Source organism: Hydrogenophaga sp. FW305-3-2-15-A-LB1 (assembly GCF_058787875.1).
In genome coordinates this window covers 1-15,472 of sequence record NZ_JBYTAE010000110.1, presented here as the reverse complement: position 1 = coordinate 15,472, position 15,472 = coordinate 1, and the positions used below count along the sequence as shown (strand labels likewise).

12 protein-coding genes and 1 pseudogene are annotated in these 15,472 nt (G+C 69.8%); 12 read left to right on the top strand and 1 reads right to left on the bottom strand.

The genetic code is table 11. The features are described from left to right. The coding region (locus tag AC3WPZ_RS25450) for an AMP-binding protein (RefSeq protein ID WP_444687463.1) at positions 1-812 on the bottom strand (812 nt) is incomplete at its 3' end. A gap of 163 nt (positions 813-975) precedes the next feature. Here AC3WPZ_RS25450 and AC3WPZ_RS25445 point away from each other — a divergent pair. The 12 genes and pseudogenes from AC3WPZ_RS25445 to AC3WPZ_RS25390 all read left to right on the top strand — a co-directional run. Further along, positions 976-1,710: a Crp/Fnr family transcriptional regulator gene (locus tag AC3WPZ_RS25445; protein WP_382322015.1), complete on the top strand. Its 735-nt coding sequence runs from the start codon at positions 976-978 to the stop codon at positions 1,708-1,710. Positions 1,711-1,717: 7 nt separating this feature from the next. Continuing rightward, entirely contained in the window at positions 1,718-2,845 is a 1,128-nt protein-coding gene (locus AC3WPZ_RS25440) for a pseudouridine synthase (RefSeq protein WP_492442167.1), read from the top strand. Positions 2,846-2,850: 5 nt separating this feature from the next. Continuing rightward, entirely contained in the window at positions 2,851-3,756 is a 906-nt protein-coding gene (locus AC3WPZ_RS25435) for a LysR family transcriptional regulator (RefSeq protein WP_444687461.1), read from the top strand. 138 nt (positions 3,757-3,894) lie between these two features. After that, on the top strand, positions 3,895-5,319 hold the full coding sequence (locus AC3WPZ_RS25430; RefSeq protein ID WP_492442165.1) for a nucleobase:cation symporter-2 family protein: 1,425 nt from the start codon (positions 3,895-3,897) through the stop codon (positions 5,317-5,319). A gap of 1 nt (position 5,320) precedes the next feature. Beyond that, positions 5,321-6,742 carry an 8-oxoguanine deaminase gene (locus AC3WPZ_RS25425; protein ID WP_492442163.1) on the top strand — a complete coding sequence of 474 codons (1,422 nt, stop codon included), beginning with the start codon at positions 5,321-5,323 and terminating at the stop codon, positions 6,740-6,742. 67 nt (positions 6,743-6,809) lie between these two features. Next, entirely contained in the window at positions 6,810-8,075 is a 1,266-nt protein-coding gene (locus AC3WPZ_RS25420) for an esterase/lipase family protein (protein WP_492442161.1), read from the top strand. Positions 8,076-8,157: 82 nt separating this feature from the next. After that, the gene (htpG, locus tag AC3WPZ_RS25415) at positions 8,158-10,104 is read left to right on the top strand and encodes a molecular chaperone HtpG (RefSeq protein ID WP_382322007.1); all 1,947 of its coding nucleotides are present in this window, start codon (positions 8,158-8,160) and stop codon (positions 10,102-10,104) included. Between the two features lie 115 nt (positions 10,105-10,219). Then, complete coding sequence (locus AC3WPZ_RS25410; protein ID WP_444687459.1) at positions 10,220-11,650, top strand: class I SAM-dependent methyltransferase; 1,431 nt, start codon at positions 10,220-10,222, stop codon at positions 11,648-11,650. Continuing rightward, on the top strand, positions 11,643-12,968 hold the full coding sequence (locus tag AC3WPZ_RS25405; protein WP_492442158.1) for a sensor histidine kinase: 1,326 nt from the start codon (positions 11,643-11,645) through the stop codon (positions 12,966-12,968). The genes AC3WPZ_RS25410 and AC3WPZ_RS25405 overlap by 8 nt, the downstream gene beginning before the upstream one ends. Continuing rightward, entirely contained in the window at positions 12,965-14,146 is a 1,182-nt protein-coding gene (locus tag AC3WPZ_RS25400; RefSeq protein ID WP_444687458.1) for a hybrid sensor histidine kinase/response regulator, read from the top strand. The genes AC3WPZ_RS25405 and AC3WPZ_RS25400 overlap by 4 nt, the downstream gene beginning before the upstream one ends. 25 nt (positions 14,147-14,171) lie before the next feature. Next, positions 14,172-15,119, top strand: coding sequence for a response regulator (locus AC3WPZ_RS25395; RefSeq protein ID WP_492442156.1), 948 nt, complete (start codon positions 14,172-14,174; stop codon positions 15,117-15,119). Between the two features lie 95 nt (positions 15,120-15,214). Next, a pseudogene (locus tag AC3WPZ_RS25390) lies at positions 15,215-15,472 on the top strand (hypothetical protein); the annotation flags it as partial.

The following is a 15,472-nucleotide window of genomic DNA, read 5'->3' as shown; positions in this document are numbered from 1 at the left end:
AAGTAGTAGGTCGGGCCGACTTCCTTGAGGTCGATCGTGACCGTGGAGGCCGACTCCGGGCAGTTCACCACGTAGCCGGCCACCAGCCACTGCGCGTAGCTGAAGATGTTCTGCCCAATCCAGGCCGGGGGCAGGTAGGCCAGGATCTCGTCTTCGCGCGTGAGCTTGTCGAACCTGGCGCCCACGGTGGCGCGGTTGATGAGGGTCTGGTGGGTGTGCACCACGCCCTTGGGGTTGCCGGTGGTGCCGCTGGTGAAGAACATGGCGGCCACGTCCTCGGTGCGACCCAGTTCCACCTGTTCGCGAAACAGCTGGGGGTGGGCCTTGGCGTGGGCCTGGCCGGCTTCGATGAGCGAGGCCATGCTGCGCAGGCCGGGCTGGTCGTAGTTGCGCAGGCCGCGCGGGTCGTCGTAGTAGAGGTGGCTGAGCTGCGGGCAGCGCTCGCGGATCTCCAGCATCTTGTCGACCTGCTCCTGGTCCTCCACCACGCAGAAGCGCACCTCGGCGTTGTTGATCGGGAAGACGCACTCGGCGGCCACCGCGTCCTGGTACAGCGGGATCGGGATCGCGCCCAGCGACTGCGCGGCCAGCATCGTGGCGTACAGGCGCGGGCGGTTGGCGCCGATGACCACCATGTGCTCGCCGCGCTGCAGGCCCGCCTGGTGCAGCCCGCAGGCCAGGCGCTCCACCAGCTCGGCCATGCCGGCCCACGTCGTCGTCTGCCAGATGCCGTATTCCTTCTCGCGCATCGCCGCACCCTCCGGGTGGCTTTGCGCGTGGCCCAGCAGCAGCCGGGGGAACGTGTGTTGCATGCGTGTCTCCTGAGGCCGGTGCCGTGGCGCCGGTGCTTGAAATGTCCCGGTTGAGACATTTCGTTCTGCTGCGCATGGTAGGCCTTCGTTTGACGTTATGTTGTCGGTTCGACGACAATCTGGGGTCAACCCTCCTAGGACTTTCCCTAGACCATTCCCACCCATGAGCGCCTTGACCTCCCGCCGTTCCGGCACCGTTCTGCGCGACCGCGCGCGCCCGCCCACTCAGGAGGAACTGGCCGAGATTCCCTGGCTGAAAAGCCTCACGCCCACCGAGCGCGAGCGCGCCGTGGCCGCGCTGGTGGTGGGCGATGCCGAGGCGGGCGACCACATCTGCCGCTTCGGCCGCCCGGTCACCTACTGGTTCGGCCTGGTCGACGGCCTGCTCAAGATGAGCAACGACGATTCGCAGGGCCCGGTGATCACCTTCACCGGCGTGGCGCCGGGGGGCTGGTTCGGCGAAGGCACGGTGCTCAAGCACGAGCAGTACCGCTACAACATCCTCGCCTTGCGCCGCAGCCGCGTGGCCGGCCTGCCGGTGGAGACCTTCGACTGGCTGCTGGACCACTCGATCGGCTTCAACCGCTTCGTGATGCACCAGCTCAACGAGCGCCTGGGCCAGTTCATCGCGGCGCGCGAGATCGACCGCCTCAACAGCCCCGACCTGCGCGTGGCGCGCAACCTGGCCTCGCTGTTCCACCCGCTGCTCTCGCCCAACGTGGGCGGTGTGCTGCGCATCACCCAGCAGGAGCTGGCCTACCTGGTAGGCCTCTCGCGCCAGCGCGTCAACGAGGCGCTGACCACGCTGGCGGCCAAGGGCTGGATCCGCGTGGAATACGGGGGCCTGCGCGTGCTCGATCTGGTGGCCTTGCGCTCCGGCACATTGGATGAGGGATGATCCCCCCATGACGACCGACAAACCCGCCGCCCGCCCGCTCAAGCTGAAACCGGGCGCTGCCAGCAAGACCCCCTCCGATCCCTACGCCCCGCGCCGCGCCCCGGTGCGCCCGCCCGGCCCGGCGCGCGCCAAGAGCGTGTCGGCTTCGGCGCCCAAGCCGCCGCGCGAACCTTCGCCCGGGTACGGCGCCCCACGCGGTGGCCCCGAAGGGCCGCGCAGCGAGCGCCCGGCCCCGCGCCGCGCCGAGGCCCCCCGGGCCGCCGCCGAGCGAGCGCCGCGCGGTCCCGCACCCGCGCCGCGCCCGCCGGCCCACCGGCCCGACCTCGCGCGGGTCGGCAACGTGCGCGGTGAAGTGCGCCTCAACAAGCGCATGGCCGACCTCGGCCTGTGCTCGCGCCGCGAGGCCGACGAATGGATCGCGCGCGGCTGGGTGACGGTCAATGGCCAGCCCGCGGTGATGGGCCAGCCGGTGCCGCCCGATGCGCAGGTCGAGGTCGCGCCGCAGGCGCGCCACCAGCAGAGCGGGCAGGTCACCATCCTGCTGCACAAGCCGGTGGGCTATGTGAGCGGCCAGCCCGAGGACGGCCACGAGGCCGCGGCCACGCTGATCGGCGCGCCCAGCCAGTGGCGCGGCGACGCGCGCATGCCCGGCGACGGCCGGCGTTTCGCGCCCGAACACACGCGCGGCCTGGCACCGGCCGGGCGGCTCGACATCGACTCCACCGGCCTGCTCGTGCTCACGCAGGACGGCCGCGTGGCGCGCACCCTGATCGGCGAGAGCAGCGGCGTGGAAAAGGAATACCTGGTGCGCGTGCACTTCGCGCCCAACGGCCCGCAAGGCGCGGGCGTGGTGGCGCAGGACGTGCAGGCCGTCTTTCCGCCCGCGCAGCTCGCCCTGCTGCGCCACGGCCTGAGCCTGGACGGCCAGGCCCTGCGGCCCGCGCAGGTGGACTGGCAGAACCCCGAGCAGCTGCGTTTCGTGCTCACCGAGGGCAAGAAGCGCCAGATCCGGCGCATGTGCGAGCAGGTGGGCCTGCACGTGGTGGGCTTGAAGCGCATCCGCATCGGGCGGGTGCTGCTGGGCAACCTGCCGGTGGGGCAGTGGCGCTTTCTCGGGGCCGACGAGCGCTTCTGAGCGGCATGCACGCGAAAGTCCTGCGCTATTTCATCGAGGTGGTGCGCGCGGGCTCGATCCGCAAGGCCGCCGAGCAGCTGCATGTGGTGCCCACGGCGGTGAACCGCCAGATCCTCAACCTGGAGGAGGAGCTGGGCGCGCCGCTGTTCGAGCGCATCCACAACAAGCTCAAGCTCACGCCCATCGGCGAGATCGTGCTGGCCCATGCGCGCGCCACCCTGCGCGATTTCGACGCGGTGCGCCAGCACATCGAGGCGGTGCGCGGCCTGCGACAGGGCGAGGCCTCGCTGGCCACCACCACCGGCCTGGCCGGCGCCTTTCTGCCCGGCATCGTGCAGCGCTGCCGCGCGGCGCACCCGGGCATCCACCTCAAGCTGCTGGACCTGCCCATCGCCGGGGTGCTGCGCGCCGTGGCCGAGGGCGACGCCGAACTCGCGCTGGCCTACGACGTGCCCGAGACCACCGGCCTGCGCACCCTGTTCGCGAGCGAATGGCCGCTGGGCGCGGTGGTGCCGCCGGGCCATGCGCTGGCCGATCGCGCCACCACCACCCTGGCCGACTGCCTGGGTTTTCCGCTCATCCTGCCGGCCGCCCCGATGTCGCTGCGCCCCATCCTCGACGGCGCCTTCGGCCGCTCCGCCGTGAGCGTGTCGCCGGTGATCGAAACCACCTCCACCGCCCTGATGCGCCAGCTGGCCGCGCAGGGCGTGGGCATCACCCTGCTCAACCGCCTCGACGTGGCCGACGACGTGCGCGCCGGCCGGCTGCGGTTCGTGCCGCTGCGCGACGCGGGCCTGCGGCCCCAGAGCCTGGCGCTGGTGACGCGCGCGGGCTCGGCGCTGAGCGCGGCGGCCGAGCTGCTGGCGCGGCACGTCACCGACGGTCTGGAGAGCGCGCTGGTCGGGCCTTGACGAAGCGGGGGTCGGGGTGTGCACTTTTCGTGCACACCTGGGGCGATTTATTGACTTTGCGCCCGCGCGAGCGGGCTCCTAGACTGCGCCCGCTGGCCGATGCGCCGCCTTGTGCGCGAGCCGGCAGAAAGGCCCCAGATGCTTCCCGATACCAAGACGACCGGCGCCGGAGACAAACCCGAGAGCGACGCGGTCCACCAGAAAATTCCCCTTCCCCGCTGCGCGGCCCTGGGCCTGCAGCACGTCCTCGTGATGTACGCCGGCACCGTCGCGGTGCCGCTCATCGTCGGCGGCGCGTTGGGCCTGTCGAAGGCGGACATCGCCTTCCTCATCAACGCCGACCTGCTGGTCGCCGGCATCGCCACGCTGATCCAGGCGCTGGGCCTGTGGGGCTTCGGCATCCGCATGCCGGTGATGATGGGCGTGACCTTCGCCGCCGTCGGGCCGATGATCGCCATCGGCCTGGACCCCTCGCTGGGCCTGCAGGCGATCTACGGCGCCACCATCGTGGCCGGCCTCTTCGGCATGCTGGTCGCGCCGCTCATGGGGCGGCTGCTGGGTGTGTTCCCGCCGCTGGTCACCGGCACGGTCATCACGCTGATCGGCGTCTCGCTCATGGGTGTGGCGATCAACTGGGCCGCGGGCGGGCAGCCCACGGTCACGCGCATGGTCGACGGCGTGGCGCACGCCGTGGCCAACCCCGACTACGGCGACCCGGCCAAGCTCGCGATCGCGGCGCTGGTGCTGCTGGTGGTGCTGGGCATCACGCGTTTCGCCAAGGGCCTGTGGGCCAACATCTCGATCCTGCTCGGCGTGATGGCCGGCGTGGTGGTGTCGCTGGCGCTGGGCTACATGAACTTCGACGGCCTGTCGGACGCCAGCTGGGTGGCGGTGACCACGCCGCTGCACTTCGGCCTGCCGCGCTTCGAGTTCACGGCCATCCTCTCGATGTGCATCGTGATGCTGATCACCCTGGTCGAATCGACCGGCATGTTCCTGGCGCTCAGCGAGATCACCGGCCGCCGCATGACGCCGCAGCTGCTCACGCGCGGCCTGCGCGCCGATGGCCTGGGCACGCTGATCGGTGGCGTGTTCAACACCTTTCCCTACACCTCGTTTTCGCAGAACGTCGGGCTCGTCACCGTGACCGGCGTGCGCTCGCGTTATGTGGCGGCGATGGCGGGTGGCTTCCTGGTCCTGCTGGCGCTGTTCCCCAAGGTGGCGCACATCGTGGCTTCGGTGCCCGCCTTCGTGCTGGGCGGTGCGGGCATCGTGATGTTCGGCATGGTGGCGGCCACGGGCGTGCGCATCCTGGGCGCCATCGACTACGGCAAGGAGCGCCACGCGCTCTACGTGATCGCGATCTCCATCGGCCTGGGGCTCATCCCCACGCTGTCGCCGAACTTCTTCCAGCACCTGCCGGCCTGGACGCACCCCTTCACGCACAGCGGTATCGTGCTGGGGACCTGCGCGGCCGTGGTGCTCAACCTTTTCTACCACGGCGTGGTGTCCAAGGAGCGCTCGTTCCTGCTGGCCGCGCGCACTTCACACGGAACGGAATGACATGAACCTTGTTGCCCAGGCAGCCGCCGCCCCCCTGATCCTTCGCCACGCCGACGTGGTGGTCACCATGGACGCCCAGCGGCGCGAGATCGCCGACGGGGCGGTGGTGGTGAACGGGCCGGCGATCGAGTGGGTCGGGCCCACGGCCGAGTTGCCGGCGCCCTGGCGCGAGGCGATCGCCAGCGGCGGCGCCGAAGCCATCGACCTGCAGGGCCACGTGCTGATGCCCGGGCTGGTGAACACCCACCACCACATGTACCAGAGCCTCACGCGCGTGGTGCCCGAGGCGCAGGACGCCGAGCTGTTCGGCTGGCTCAACAACCTCTACCTGCTGTGGGCCCGGCTCACGCCCGAGATGGTGCGCGTGTCCACGCAGACGGCCATGGCCGAGCTGATGCTCTCGGGCTGCACCACCACCAGCGACCACCTCTACCTGTTCCCCAACGGCTCGCGGCTGGACGATTCCATCGAGGTCGCCGACGCCATGGGCATGCGCTTCCACGCCGCGCGCGGCAGCATGAGCGTGGGCCGCAGCGCCGGCGGCCTGCCGCCCGACTCGGTGGTGGAGAGCGAGGCGGCGATCCTGGCCGACAGCGAGCGCCTGATCGGCCGCTGGCACGACGCCTCGCGCCACAGCATGCGGCGCATCGTGCTCGCGCCGTGTTCGCCGTTCTCGGTCTCGCGCGACCTGATGCGCGAATCGGCCGTGCTCGCGCGCTCGCACGGCGTGTCGCTGCACACGCACCTGGCGGAGAACGACAACGACGTCGCCTACTCGCGCGAGAAGTTCGGCATGACGCCGGCCGAGTACGCCGAGGACCTGGGCTGGGTGGGGAGCGACGTGTGGCACGCGCACTGCGTCAAGCTCGACCCGGCGGGCATCGCGCTGTTCGGCCGCACCGGCACCGGCGTGGCGCACTGCCCGTGTTCCAACATGCGCCTGGGCTCGGGCATCGGCCCGGTGGGCGCGATGCGCCGCGCGGGCGTGCCGGTGGGCCTGGGTGTGGACGGCAGCGCCTCCAACGACGGCGCCCACATGCTGGGCGAGGTGCGCCAGGCGATGCTGCTGCAGCGCGTGGGCTTCGGCCCGGCCGCGCTCACCGCGCGCGAAGCGCTGGAGATCGCCACCCTGGGCGGCGCGCGCGTGCTGGGCCGCGACGACATCGGCGCGCTGGTGCCCGGCCTCTCGGCCGATCTGGTGGCCTTCGACCTGCGTGGCGTGGCGCACGCCGGTGCCGGCCACGACCCGGTGGCTGCGCTGGTGTTCTGCCAGAGCGCGGACGTGGCGCTGAGCGTGATCAACGGCCGCGTGCGGGTGCGCGACGGCCGCCTGGTGGGCATGGAACTCGACCCCCTGCTGGCGCGCCACCGCGCGCTGGCGCGCGCCCTCTACGAATCGGCCCGGCACCCGCACACCGCCTGAGAGGGCAGGGCGGCGGCGGCGCGCATCCTGTCACACACACCCGCACCTTCCGGGGCCACAATGGCCCATGACCCCGCTCAAGCCCACCCGCGAGGCGCTGCTGCGCCACGTGCGCCCGGCCGACCTGAAGGCCGCGGTGCAACTCGTCACGCAGGCCACCACCGGCGCGATCGGCGTGGCCGAGGGCGTGCACCAGGCGGTGCGCAACCGCCTGGGCCTGCCCGCCGGCCTCGAGCCGGGCCGCACCGGCGGCCTGACCGGCCAGATCTACCAAGGCATCCGCGGCGTCACGCAGCTGGTGGGCCATGGGCTGGACAGCGCGCTGGCCACCTTGCTGCCCATGGTGGACGACCCCACGCGCCACCCCGAGCCCTCGCCCGGCCGCGAGGCCGTGCTGGCCGCGCTCAACGGCGTGCTGGGCGACCGCCTGCTGGAAACCGACAACCCGCTGGCCCAGGCCATGGAACTGCGCCACGCGGGCCGGCGCCTGCCGCTGGAGAACCGGCCGCTGCTGCATCAGCGGCTGGGGCCGGCCACGCCGCACCTGATCGTGCTGCTGCACGGCCTGTGCATGAACGACACGCAATGGCAACGCAACGACCACGACCACGGCGCCTTCCTCGCGCAGGCCCTGGGCGCCACGCCGGTCTACCTGCGCTACAACAGCGGCCTGCACACCTCCACCAACGGCCGCGAATTCGCGCGCCAGCTGGAAGTGCTGGTGGCGCAGTGGCCAGTGCCGCTGGCCTCCATCACCCTCATCGGCCACAGCATGGGCGGGCTGGTGGCGCGCGCCGCCTGCGAAGAGGGCCGGCAGGCCGACCACCGCTGGCGCCCGTTGCTGCGGCACCTGATGTTCCTGGGCACGCCCCACCAGGGCGCGCCGCTGGAGCGCGCCGGCCATGGGGTGGACGTGCTGCTGGCCTCGACCCCCTTCACCGCGCCGTTCAAGCGCCTGGGCCAGCTGCGCAGCGCCGGCATCACCGACCTGCGCCACGGCCACGTGCGCGACGCCGACTGGCAGGGCCGCGAGCGCTTCGGCTCCAGTGCCGACCACCGCGAACCCCTGCCCCTGCCCGAGGGCGTGGCCTGCTTCACCGTCGCCGCCACGCTGGCGCCGCAGCGCGGCCTGCTGGCCGACCGCCTGACCGGCGACGGCCTGGTGCCGTTGCGCAGCGCGCTGGGCCAGCACGACGACCCCCGGCACCGGCTGGTGTTCGCGCGCGAGAGCCAGCGCACGGTGCACCGCACGGGCCACCTGGAGCTGCTCTCCAGCCCGGTGGTGGCCCAGCAACTGCGGGCCTGGCTGGCGCCGGCCGTGGTCGAGGCTTGAAATCCGGCGGCCAGCCCATAATTCCGCCTCGCGTTGCGCTCTTCCGGAGCGCGTTCCTTCGTTTTCACGTCAGTCGACCCCCATGAGCAAACAAACCCTGTCCTTCCAGGCCGAAGTGGCGCAGCTGCTGCACCTGGTCACGCACTCGCTCTATTCCAACCCCGACATCTTCCTGCGCGAGCTGGTCTCCAACGCGTCGGACGCCTGCGACAAGCTGCGCTTCGAGGCGCTGAACAACGCGGCCCTGTTCGAGGACGCGCCCAATCTCGAGGTGCGCGTGGCCTTCGACCGCGAGGCGCGCACCATCACCATCACGGACAACGGCATCGGCATGAGCGCGCAGGAGGCGATCGACCACCTGGGCACCATCGCCAAGAGCGGCACCAAGGATTTCATGAGCCGCCTCTCGGGCGACCAGAAGCAGGACGCCCAGCTCATCGGCCAGTTCGGCGTGGGCTTCTATTCCGGCTTCATCGTGGCCGACAGGATCACCGTGGAATCGCGCCGCGCCGGCCTGCCGGCGGCCGAGGGCGTGCGCTGGACCAGCGGCGGCACGGGCGACTTCGAGGTCGAGACCCTCGAGCGCGCCGCGCGCGGCACCAGCGTGATCCTGCACCTGCGCGACGACGCCAGCGACTACCTCGACCGCTGGAAGCTCAAGTCCATCATCGGCAAGTACTCCGACCACATCAGCCTGCCCATCCTGATGCAGAAGGAAGAGTGGGACGCCGAGAAGAGCGAGCAGGTGCTGCTCGACGAATGGGAGGCCGTGAACTCGGCCAACGCGCTGTGGGCCCGCAGCAAGAAGGACGTGAGCGACGAGCAGTACGCCGAGTTCTACAAGAACCTGAGCTACGACACCGAGGCGCCGCTGGCCTGGAGCCACAACCGCGTGGAAGGCAGCACCGAGTACACCCAGCTGCTCTACATCCCGGCCAAGGCCCCGCAGGACCTCTGGAACCGCGACCGCAAGGCCGGCATCAAGCTCTACGTGCGGCGCGTCTTCATCATGGACGAGGCCGAGGCCCTGATGCCTTCCTACCTGCGCTGGGTCAAGGGCGTGGTGGACTCGGCCGACCTGCCGCTCAACGTGAGCCGCGAGCTGCTGCAGGAAAGCCGCGACGTGAAGGCGATCCGCGAAGGCAACACCCGCCGTGTGCTCGCGATGCTGGAAGACCTGGCGAAGAAGGACCAGGCGCCGGCGCCGGGCGAAGGCGCGGACGGCGTGACCGACGTGGTCTCGGCCGAGGACAAGGCCGCGGCCGAGAAGGACGTGGGCAAGTACACCGCGTTCTACGCCGAGTTCGGCGCTGTGCTCAAGGAAGGCCTGGGCGAGGACTTCGCCAACCGCGACAAGATCGCCAGGTTGCTGCGCTTTGCCAGCACCCATGGCACGGCGCTGACCGCGCTGGCCGACTACAAGGCCCGCATGAAGGAAGGCCAGGCCGCGATCTACTACATCACCGCCGACAACCGCGCGGCCGCGCAGAACAGCCCGCAGCTGGAGGTGTTCCGCAAGAAGGGCATCGAGGTGCTGCTGATGACCGACCGCGTGGACGAGTGGGCGCTGTCCTTCCTGCACGAGTTCGACGGCACCCCGCTGCAGAGCGTGGCCAAGGGCGCGGTGGACCTGGGCTCGCTGCAGGACGAGGACGAGAAGAAGGCCGCCGAGGCCGCCGCCGAGACCTTCAAACCGGTGCTGGAGCGGCTCAGGGAAAGCCTCAAGGACAAGGCCAAGGACGTGCGCGTCACCTCGCGCCTGGTGGACTCCCCGGCCTGCCTGGTGGTGGAGGACGGCGACTACTCCACGCAGCTGGCCCGCATGCTCAAGCAGGCCGGCCAGCCCGCGCCCGAGGTGCGGCCCATCCTGGAGGTCAATGCCGAACACGCGCTGGTGAAAAAGCTCGAAGGCAGCGCCCATTTCGACGACCTGGCCCACATCCTGTTCGACCAGGCCCTGCTGGCCGAGGGTGGCTTGCCGGACGACCCGGCGGCCTATGTGAAGCGCGTCAACGCCCTGCTGGTCTGAGGACAAACCCCGTGCCATGAGCACGGCATGGGGGTTGACTACACTCGGGGCCGGGGAGTCTTCAAAGGCGCAGTGCACCGCACCTGCCCCGTCCACCTGATCCACCGGCCACAACGTGTACCTACAGCGACCATTCGATCACGTCGTCACCTTCCGCAACAGCCAGGGAGAGAGCGCGCGCGGCACCCTCACCAGCCTGCAGCGGCGCTCGCTGGTGATGGAGATCTACAACCCGTACTCCATCGTGCAGGTGAGCGAGGTGCTCAGCGAGCTGACCATTCGGTCAGGCGACCGCATCATCTACAAGGGCAAGGCGGTGGTGGTGAGCCTGCTCAACACCGGCCTGATGGCGGTGATCTCCGTGGCGCTCATCGACGAATGGTCCGACCTCAACGCGATCCGGGGCAACGTGAGCCAGGTGCGCGAAGAGGCGGCCCGTTTCGTGGCCGACTGGGAGTCGCGCTTCAAGATCCGGCAGAGCTACCAGGTCACCATCAGCGAGTTCCGTGCCTTCCTGTCCGAGACCGCGCGCTGGATCGACCAGGCCGACATGGTCGATTCCCTGCCGCGCCTGCCCGACGGGCGCCTGACCGACGAGGTGTTCGGCGCGATGGCCGAGCCCCTGATGATCAAGGGCAAGGAGTTCCTGGTGCGGCTGGAGGACGAGGCCTCCCGCCTGCCGGTGGAAGACTCGCTGCTGCACCGGTCTTTCGCACAGACGGCGCTGCACCCCCTGGTGCTGCGCGCGCCCTTCGTCTACCGCACCTTCGCCAAGCCGCTGGGCTATGCGGGTGACTACGAGATGGTCAACCAGATCCTGGGCGACCCGCGCCAGGGCAGCAGCACCTACATCCAGCTCGTCAACGCCATGTTCCTGCGCGCGGCGGTGGCCGTGGCGCACCGCAACCGCATCGACATCCTGGTCGATTTCCTCAAGAAGGCCGTGGCCAGCGCCGCCAGCAAGGGCCGGCCGGTGCGCATCCTCAACGTGGGCTGCGGACCGGGCGTGGAGATCCAGAAGCTCATCGCCACCGGCGAAGACCTCTCGCGCCTGCAGTTCACCCTGATCGATTTCAGCCTGGAGACCCTGAACTACACGCGCCAGAAGATCGAGGAGGCCGCGCAGCTGCACAAGTCGAAGGTGCAGGTGGAGTACGTGCAGGAATCGGTGCACGAGCTGCTCAAGCGCGCCACCCGCGACACCGCACCGGCCGACGGCGAGGGTTTCGATTTCGTCTACTGCGCCGGCCTGTTCGACTACCTGTCGGACAAGGTGTGCGCGCGGCTGATCCGTTACTTCCTCTCGCGCAGCAACCCGGGCGCCCATCTGCTGGTCACCAACGTGCACGCCGACAACCCGGAGCGCTACGGCATGGAGCACCTGCTGGAGTGGCACCTGATCTACCGCGACGAGAAGCAGATGCAGTCCGTGATGGAAGAGGTGAACGCGCCCGCGATCATGTACACCGACGCCACGGGCGTCAACATCTTCGCGGAAGTGGTGGTCAACGCAAACCTGAAGGCCATGGCACTTGAAAATGGCTGACCGGCCGAGCTCGCCCTACGAGCAGCAGCTCTCGGACTTCCGCCTGACCTACAGCAAGGCGGGCAGCATCACGTCCATCGTGCTGGTGCTCGCGGGCTTCGGCCTGGACTATTTCTCGTACCCGGACCGCCTGCTCGAATTCACCCTGCTGCGCGTGCTGGTGGTGGTGCTCACGCTGGGCATCCTGCGCGTGCTGTTCACCGAATTCGGTCGCCGCCATGTGCGCTCGCTCACCATGCTCTGGCTGCTGCTGCCGCAGATCATGATCGCCTTCATGATCTACGAGACCGACGGCGCGCAGTCGATCTACTTCGTGGGCCTGCACCTGGCGCTGTACGCGGTCGGCATCATCCTGCCGATCAGCTTCTTCGAAGGCATCGGCTTTGGCGTCGTCACGCTGGTCCTCTATGTGGTGGCCTGTGCGCTGCACCCCGACGCGGCCAGCAGCACGGCGCGCATGGTGACGAACTCGCTGTTCATCCTGTTCTCCGCCGGGGCCAGCGCGGTGTGCACCTGGTTCAACGAGAAGGCCCGCCTGCGCCTTTTCCAGTTGCAGCACGAGGTGTCCGAGAAGAACGCCTCGCTGCGCGAGATCAACCAGACGCTGGCCGAGGTCAAGGGCCAGCTGCTGCAGCGCGAGAAGATGGCGGCCATCGGCACGCTCTCGGCCGGCCTGCTGCACGAGCTCAACAACCCGGTGAACTACAGCCTGATGGCGATCAACATGGGCCTGACCTGCAAAGGCGCCCAGAGCGACGAGATGCTCAAGGAGAGCCTGGTCGATGCGCGTGAAGGCATGCAGCGCATCCAGAACATCGTCACCGACCTCAAGACCTTCGCCTACCAGAAGCCCGGTCAGGACAGCCTGCGTCCCTTCCTGCTCGAGAACGCGGTGCGCTCGGCCGTGCGGCTGGCGGGTTACGAACTCAAGGGCGTCGACATGGTGATCGATCTGCCGCAGGACAGCCACGTGCTGGGCGACGAGCCGGCCATCATCGGCGTGCTGATCAACCTGTTGAGCAATGCCGCGCTCGCCCTGCAGGCGGCCAAGCGCGAACAGCCCCGCATCGCGGTGACGGCCACCCTGCAAGGCCACCGCCTGGGCGTTTCCGTGCGCGACAACGGCTCGGGCATCGACCCGGACAACCTGAGTCGGGTGTTCGAGCCCTTCTTCACCACCCGCGATGTGGGGGCCGGTCTGGGGCTGGGCCTGAGCGTGAGCTACGGCATCGTGCACCGGCATGGCGGTACGCTGGCGGTGGAAAGCGAGCTGGGCAGCTGGACCGAATTCACCTTTGACCTGCCGAGGCCCGAATGAAATCCGACGACGCCTCCGTGACGCGCGGCCTGCTGGGCGCCCATGCCATCCTGATGGTGGACGACGAGCTGCAGGCCTGCAAGTGGTTTGCCCGCCTGTATGGCGACGAGTTCGTGGTGCTCACCGCCGGCAGCGCGGACGAGGCCCTGGCCGTGTTGGCCCAGCGCGGCCACGAGGTGGCCGTGCTGCTCACCGACTACGCCATGCCGCAGCGCGACGGCGTGACCCTGCTCAGCGAAGTCCGCCAGCAGTACCCGCACGTGGCGCGCCTGCTGGTCTCGGCCTACGCCGACAAGGACATGGCGATGTCCGCTGTCAACCAGGGGCACGTGGAAAAGATCCTGGAGAAGCCGCTGGACGAAGCGCTGACCCGGCAGTCCCTGCGCGACGCGCTGCAGGCCAGCCAGGAACGCGCGCGCGAGCGGGCCCTGATCGAGCGGCGAGCGGCCACCTTGCGCGAGACCCTGGGTTTTCTGGCGCACGAGGTCACCACGCCGCTGGCCACGGTGCAGGGTTACCTGTCGGCCATGCGCGAGCGCCATGTCGACCCCACGGAAGGGGACCGTGGCGTGGCGCACATCCAGGAACAGAAGCCGGGCGACGTGCTGTTCATGATCGAGGCCGCGCAGCGCCGGGCGGAGTACGCGCAGTCGCTGGTGTCGACCTTCGTGCAGACCGCGCGCGACGCCTACCAGCCCGACAGCGCGCCCAGCCTGCGCGCCAGCGACCTGGTGCAGGCGGTGCGCGAGGAATACCCGTTCGACCACGACGAGGCGCAGTGGCTCACCAGCGATCTCGCCGACGATTTCGTGCTGCCCGGCCGCCGGGACCTGCTCTACCTCGTGCTCTGCACCCTGGTCAAGAATGCGGTGCTGGCACTGCGCCCGAACCCGCCGGCCCAGCCCAATGTGCACGTGGTGCTGTTGCGCGAGGCCCCCGCGCCGGGCCTGCCGGTGCAGGCCGCCATCCAGGTGCGCGACAACGGCCCCGGCATTCCGGCCGAGGTGTTGGGCCGCTTGACGCTCGAACCCCTGACCACCCGCGCCAGCACCGGGGGCAGCGGCATGGGCCTGGTGTTCTGCCGCCGCGTGATGACCTCGCTGGGCGGCTCCATCGTCGTGAGGTCCGAGGCCGGCCAAGGCGCCAGCGTGTCCCTCTATTTCCCTTTCGCGCAATGACCAGTCAGGAGAATCCGTGAAGCCCGTGAAAATTTTGTACGTTGACGACGAGGCCATGGCCCTGAAGTACTTCGAGCGCCTGGTGAGTCCGTTGGCACCGGTGCTCACCGCGACCTCGGTGGAAGAGGGCCGGGCGATGCTCGCGGCGCATGGCGCCGAGATCGCCGTGCTGGTGTGCGACCAGCGCATGCCGGGTGAGTACGGCAACGAGCTGCTGCGCCATGCGCGCGAGTACTACCCCGGCGTGGTGCGCATGCTGACCACCGCGTATTCCGAACTGGGCGATGCCATCGAGGCCATCAACACCGGCGAGATCTACCGCTACATCAACAAGCCCTGGGAGCTGGAGAGCCTGCGCGCCGACCTGAAGAACGCGCTCGAACTGGCCGAACTGCGCAGCGAGCGCGACAGCCTGATGCGCGACCGGCTGATGGCCCAGCAGGGCCAATTGCTGGCCAACCGCCTGTCGGCCCTGTTGATGGTGGGCGCGGCGGTGCACAGCGAGGACGTGGAGCAGGCGCTGCACCGCTTTGCCCAGGCCGCGCTGCGCGTGGGCAGCACCCAGCCGGCCATCGACTGGAACCGCTGGGACCACGCGGACCTGATGCAGGCCGAGGCCCAGCGCGGCGCGGCCATCGCGGCCCACCTGCGCCAGTGGCTGCGCGAGTTCGGCCCGCGGCGCGACGGTGCGGGCGCCCTGTCGGTGCTGGCCCAGGCCCTGGGCGGCGAACTCCAGGGGGACCATGTGCAACTGGCCGACGGCACGGTGTTGACGGCGCTGCTCTCCCTGCCGGTGGGCGAATGGCCGACGGCGTCCCAGTGCGCCTGGCTGGCCTGGCTGCTCTGGCAGGGTGGGCTGGCCGAGGCGGTGGCCATGGACGGCGCCTGGGCGGTGCGGCCTGTGGAAGCAGCCGCTCTGCCGACGGACTGGCTCGCGGACGCGATCGAGCGCCTGGGCCAGGGGGTCGCCTGAGCGGGCTTGTGACGAAACGTTGCACAACGGAGGGCACTTTTGGCTGAACCCGCGCTCACAATGGCATCTGTTCCGCATTCAAAAGGACCCGTGCCATGACCACTTCACCTCAAAACCACTCTGTTGTCCTCCGCGGTGCCGCGGGGGTGTTGCTGGCGGGAGCTGCCTTGCTGGCCGGCTGTGGCTCGGCAGGCGTGGGCATCGGGGTGGGTGTGCCCCTGGGCCCGTTTTCGATCGGCGTGGGCGCGGGCACCGGCGGGGTGAGTGCCGGTGTGAGCACCGGTGTCGGACCGGTCGGCGTCGGGGTGGGTGTGAACCAGCGCGGCCAGGTCAGTGCCGGCGCGGGGGTGGGG

Coding starts and splice junctions, on each gene's coding strand:
- AC3WPZ_RS25445 (WP_382322015.1), top strand. CDS start 976: ATGAGCGCCTTGACCTCCCGCCGTTCCGGCACCGTTCTGCGCGACCGC.
- AC3WPZ_RS25440 (WP_492442167.1), top strand. CDS start 1,718: ATGACGACCGACAAACCCGCCGCCCGCCCGCTCAAGCTGAAACCGGGC.
- AC3WPZ_RS25435 (WP_444687461.1), top strand. CDS start 2,851: ATGCACGCGAAAGTCCTGCGCTATTTCATCGAGGTGGTGCGCGCGGGC.
- AC3WPZ_RS25430 (WP_492442165.1), top strand. CDS start 3,895: ATGCTTCCCGATACCAAGACGACCGGCGCCGGAGACAAACCCGAGAGC.
- AC3WPZ_RS25425 (WP_492442163.1), top strand. CDS start 5,321: ATGAACCTTGTTGCCCAGGCAGCCGCCGCCCCCCTGATCCTTCGCCAC.
- AC3WPZ_RS25420 (WP_492442161.1), top strand. CDS start 6,810: ATGACCCCGCTCAAGCCCACCCGCGAGGCGCTGCTGCGCCACGTGCGC.
- htpG (WP_382322007.1), top strand. CDS start 8,158: ATGAGCAAACAAACCCTGTCCTTCCAGGCCGAAGTGGCGCAGCTGCTG.
- AC3WPZ_RS25405 (WP_492442158.1), top strand. CDS start 11,643: ATGGCTGACCGGCCGAGCTCGCCCTACGAGCAGCAGCTCTCGGACTTC.
- AC3WPZ_RS25400 (WP_444687458.1), top strand. CDS start 12,965: ATGAAATCCGACGACGCCTCCGTGACGCGCGGCCTGCTGGGCGCCCAT.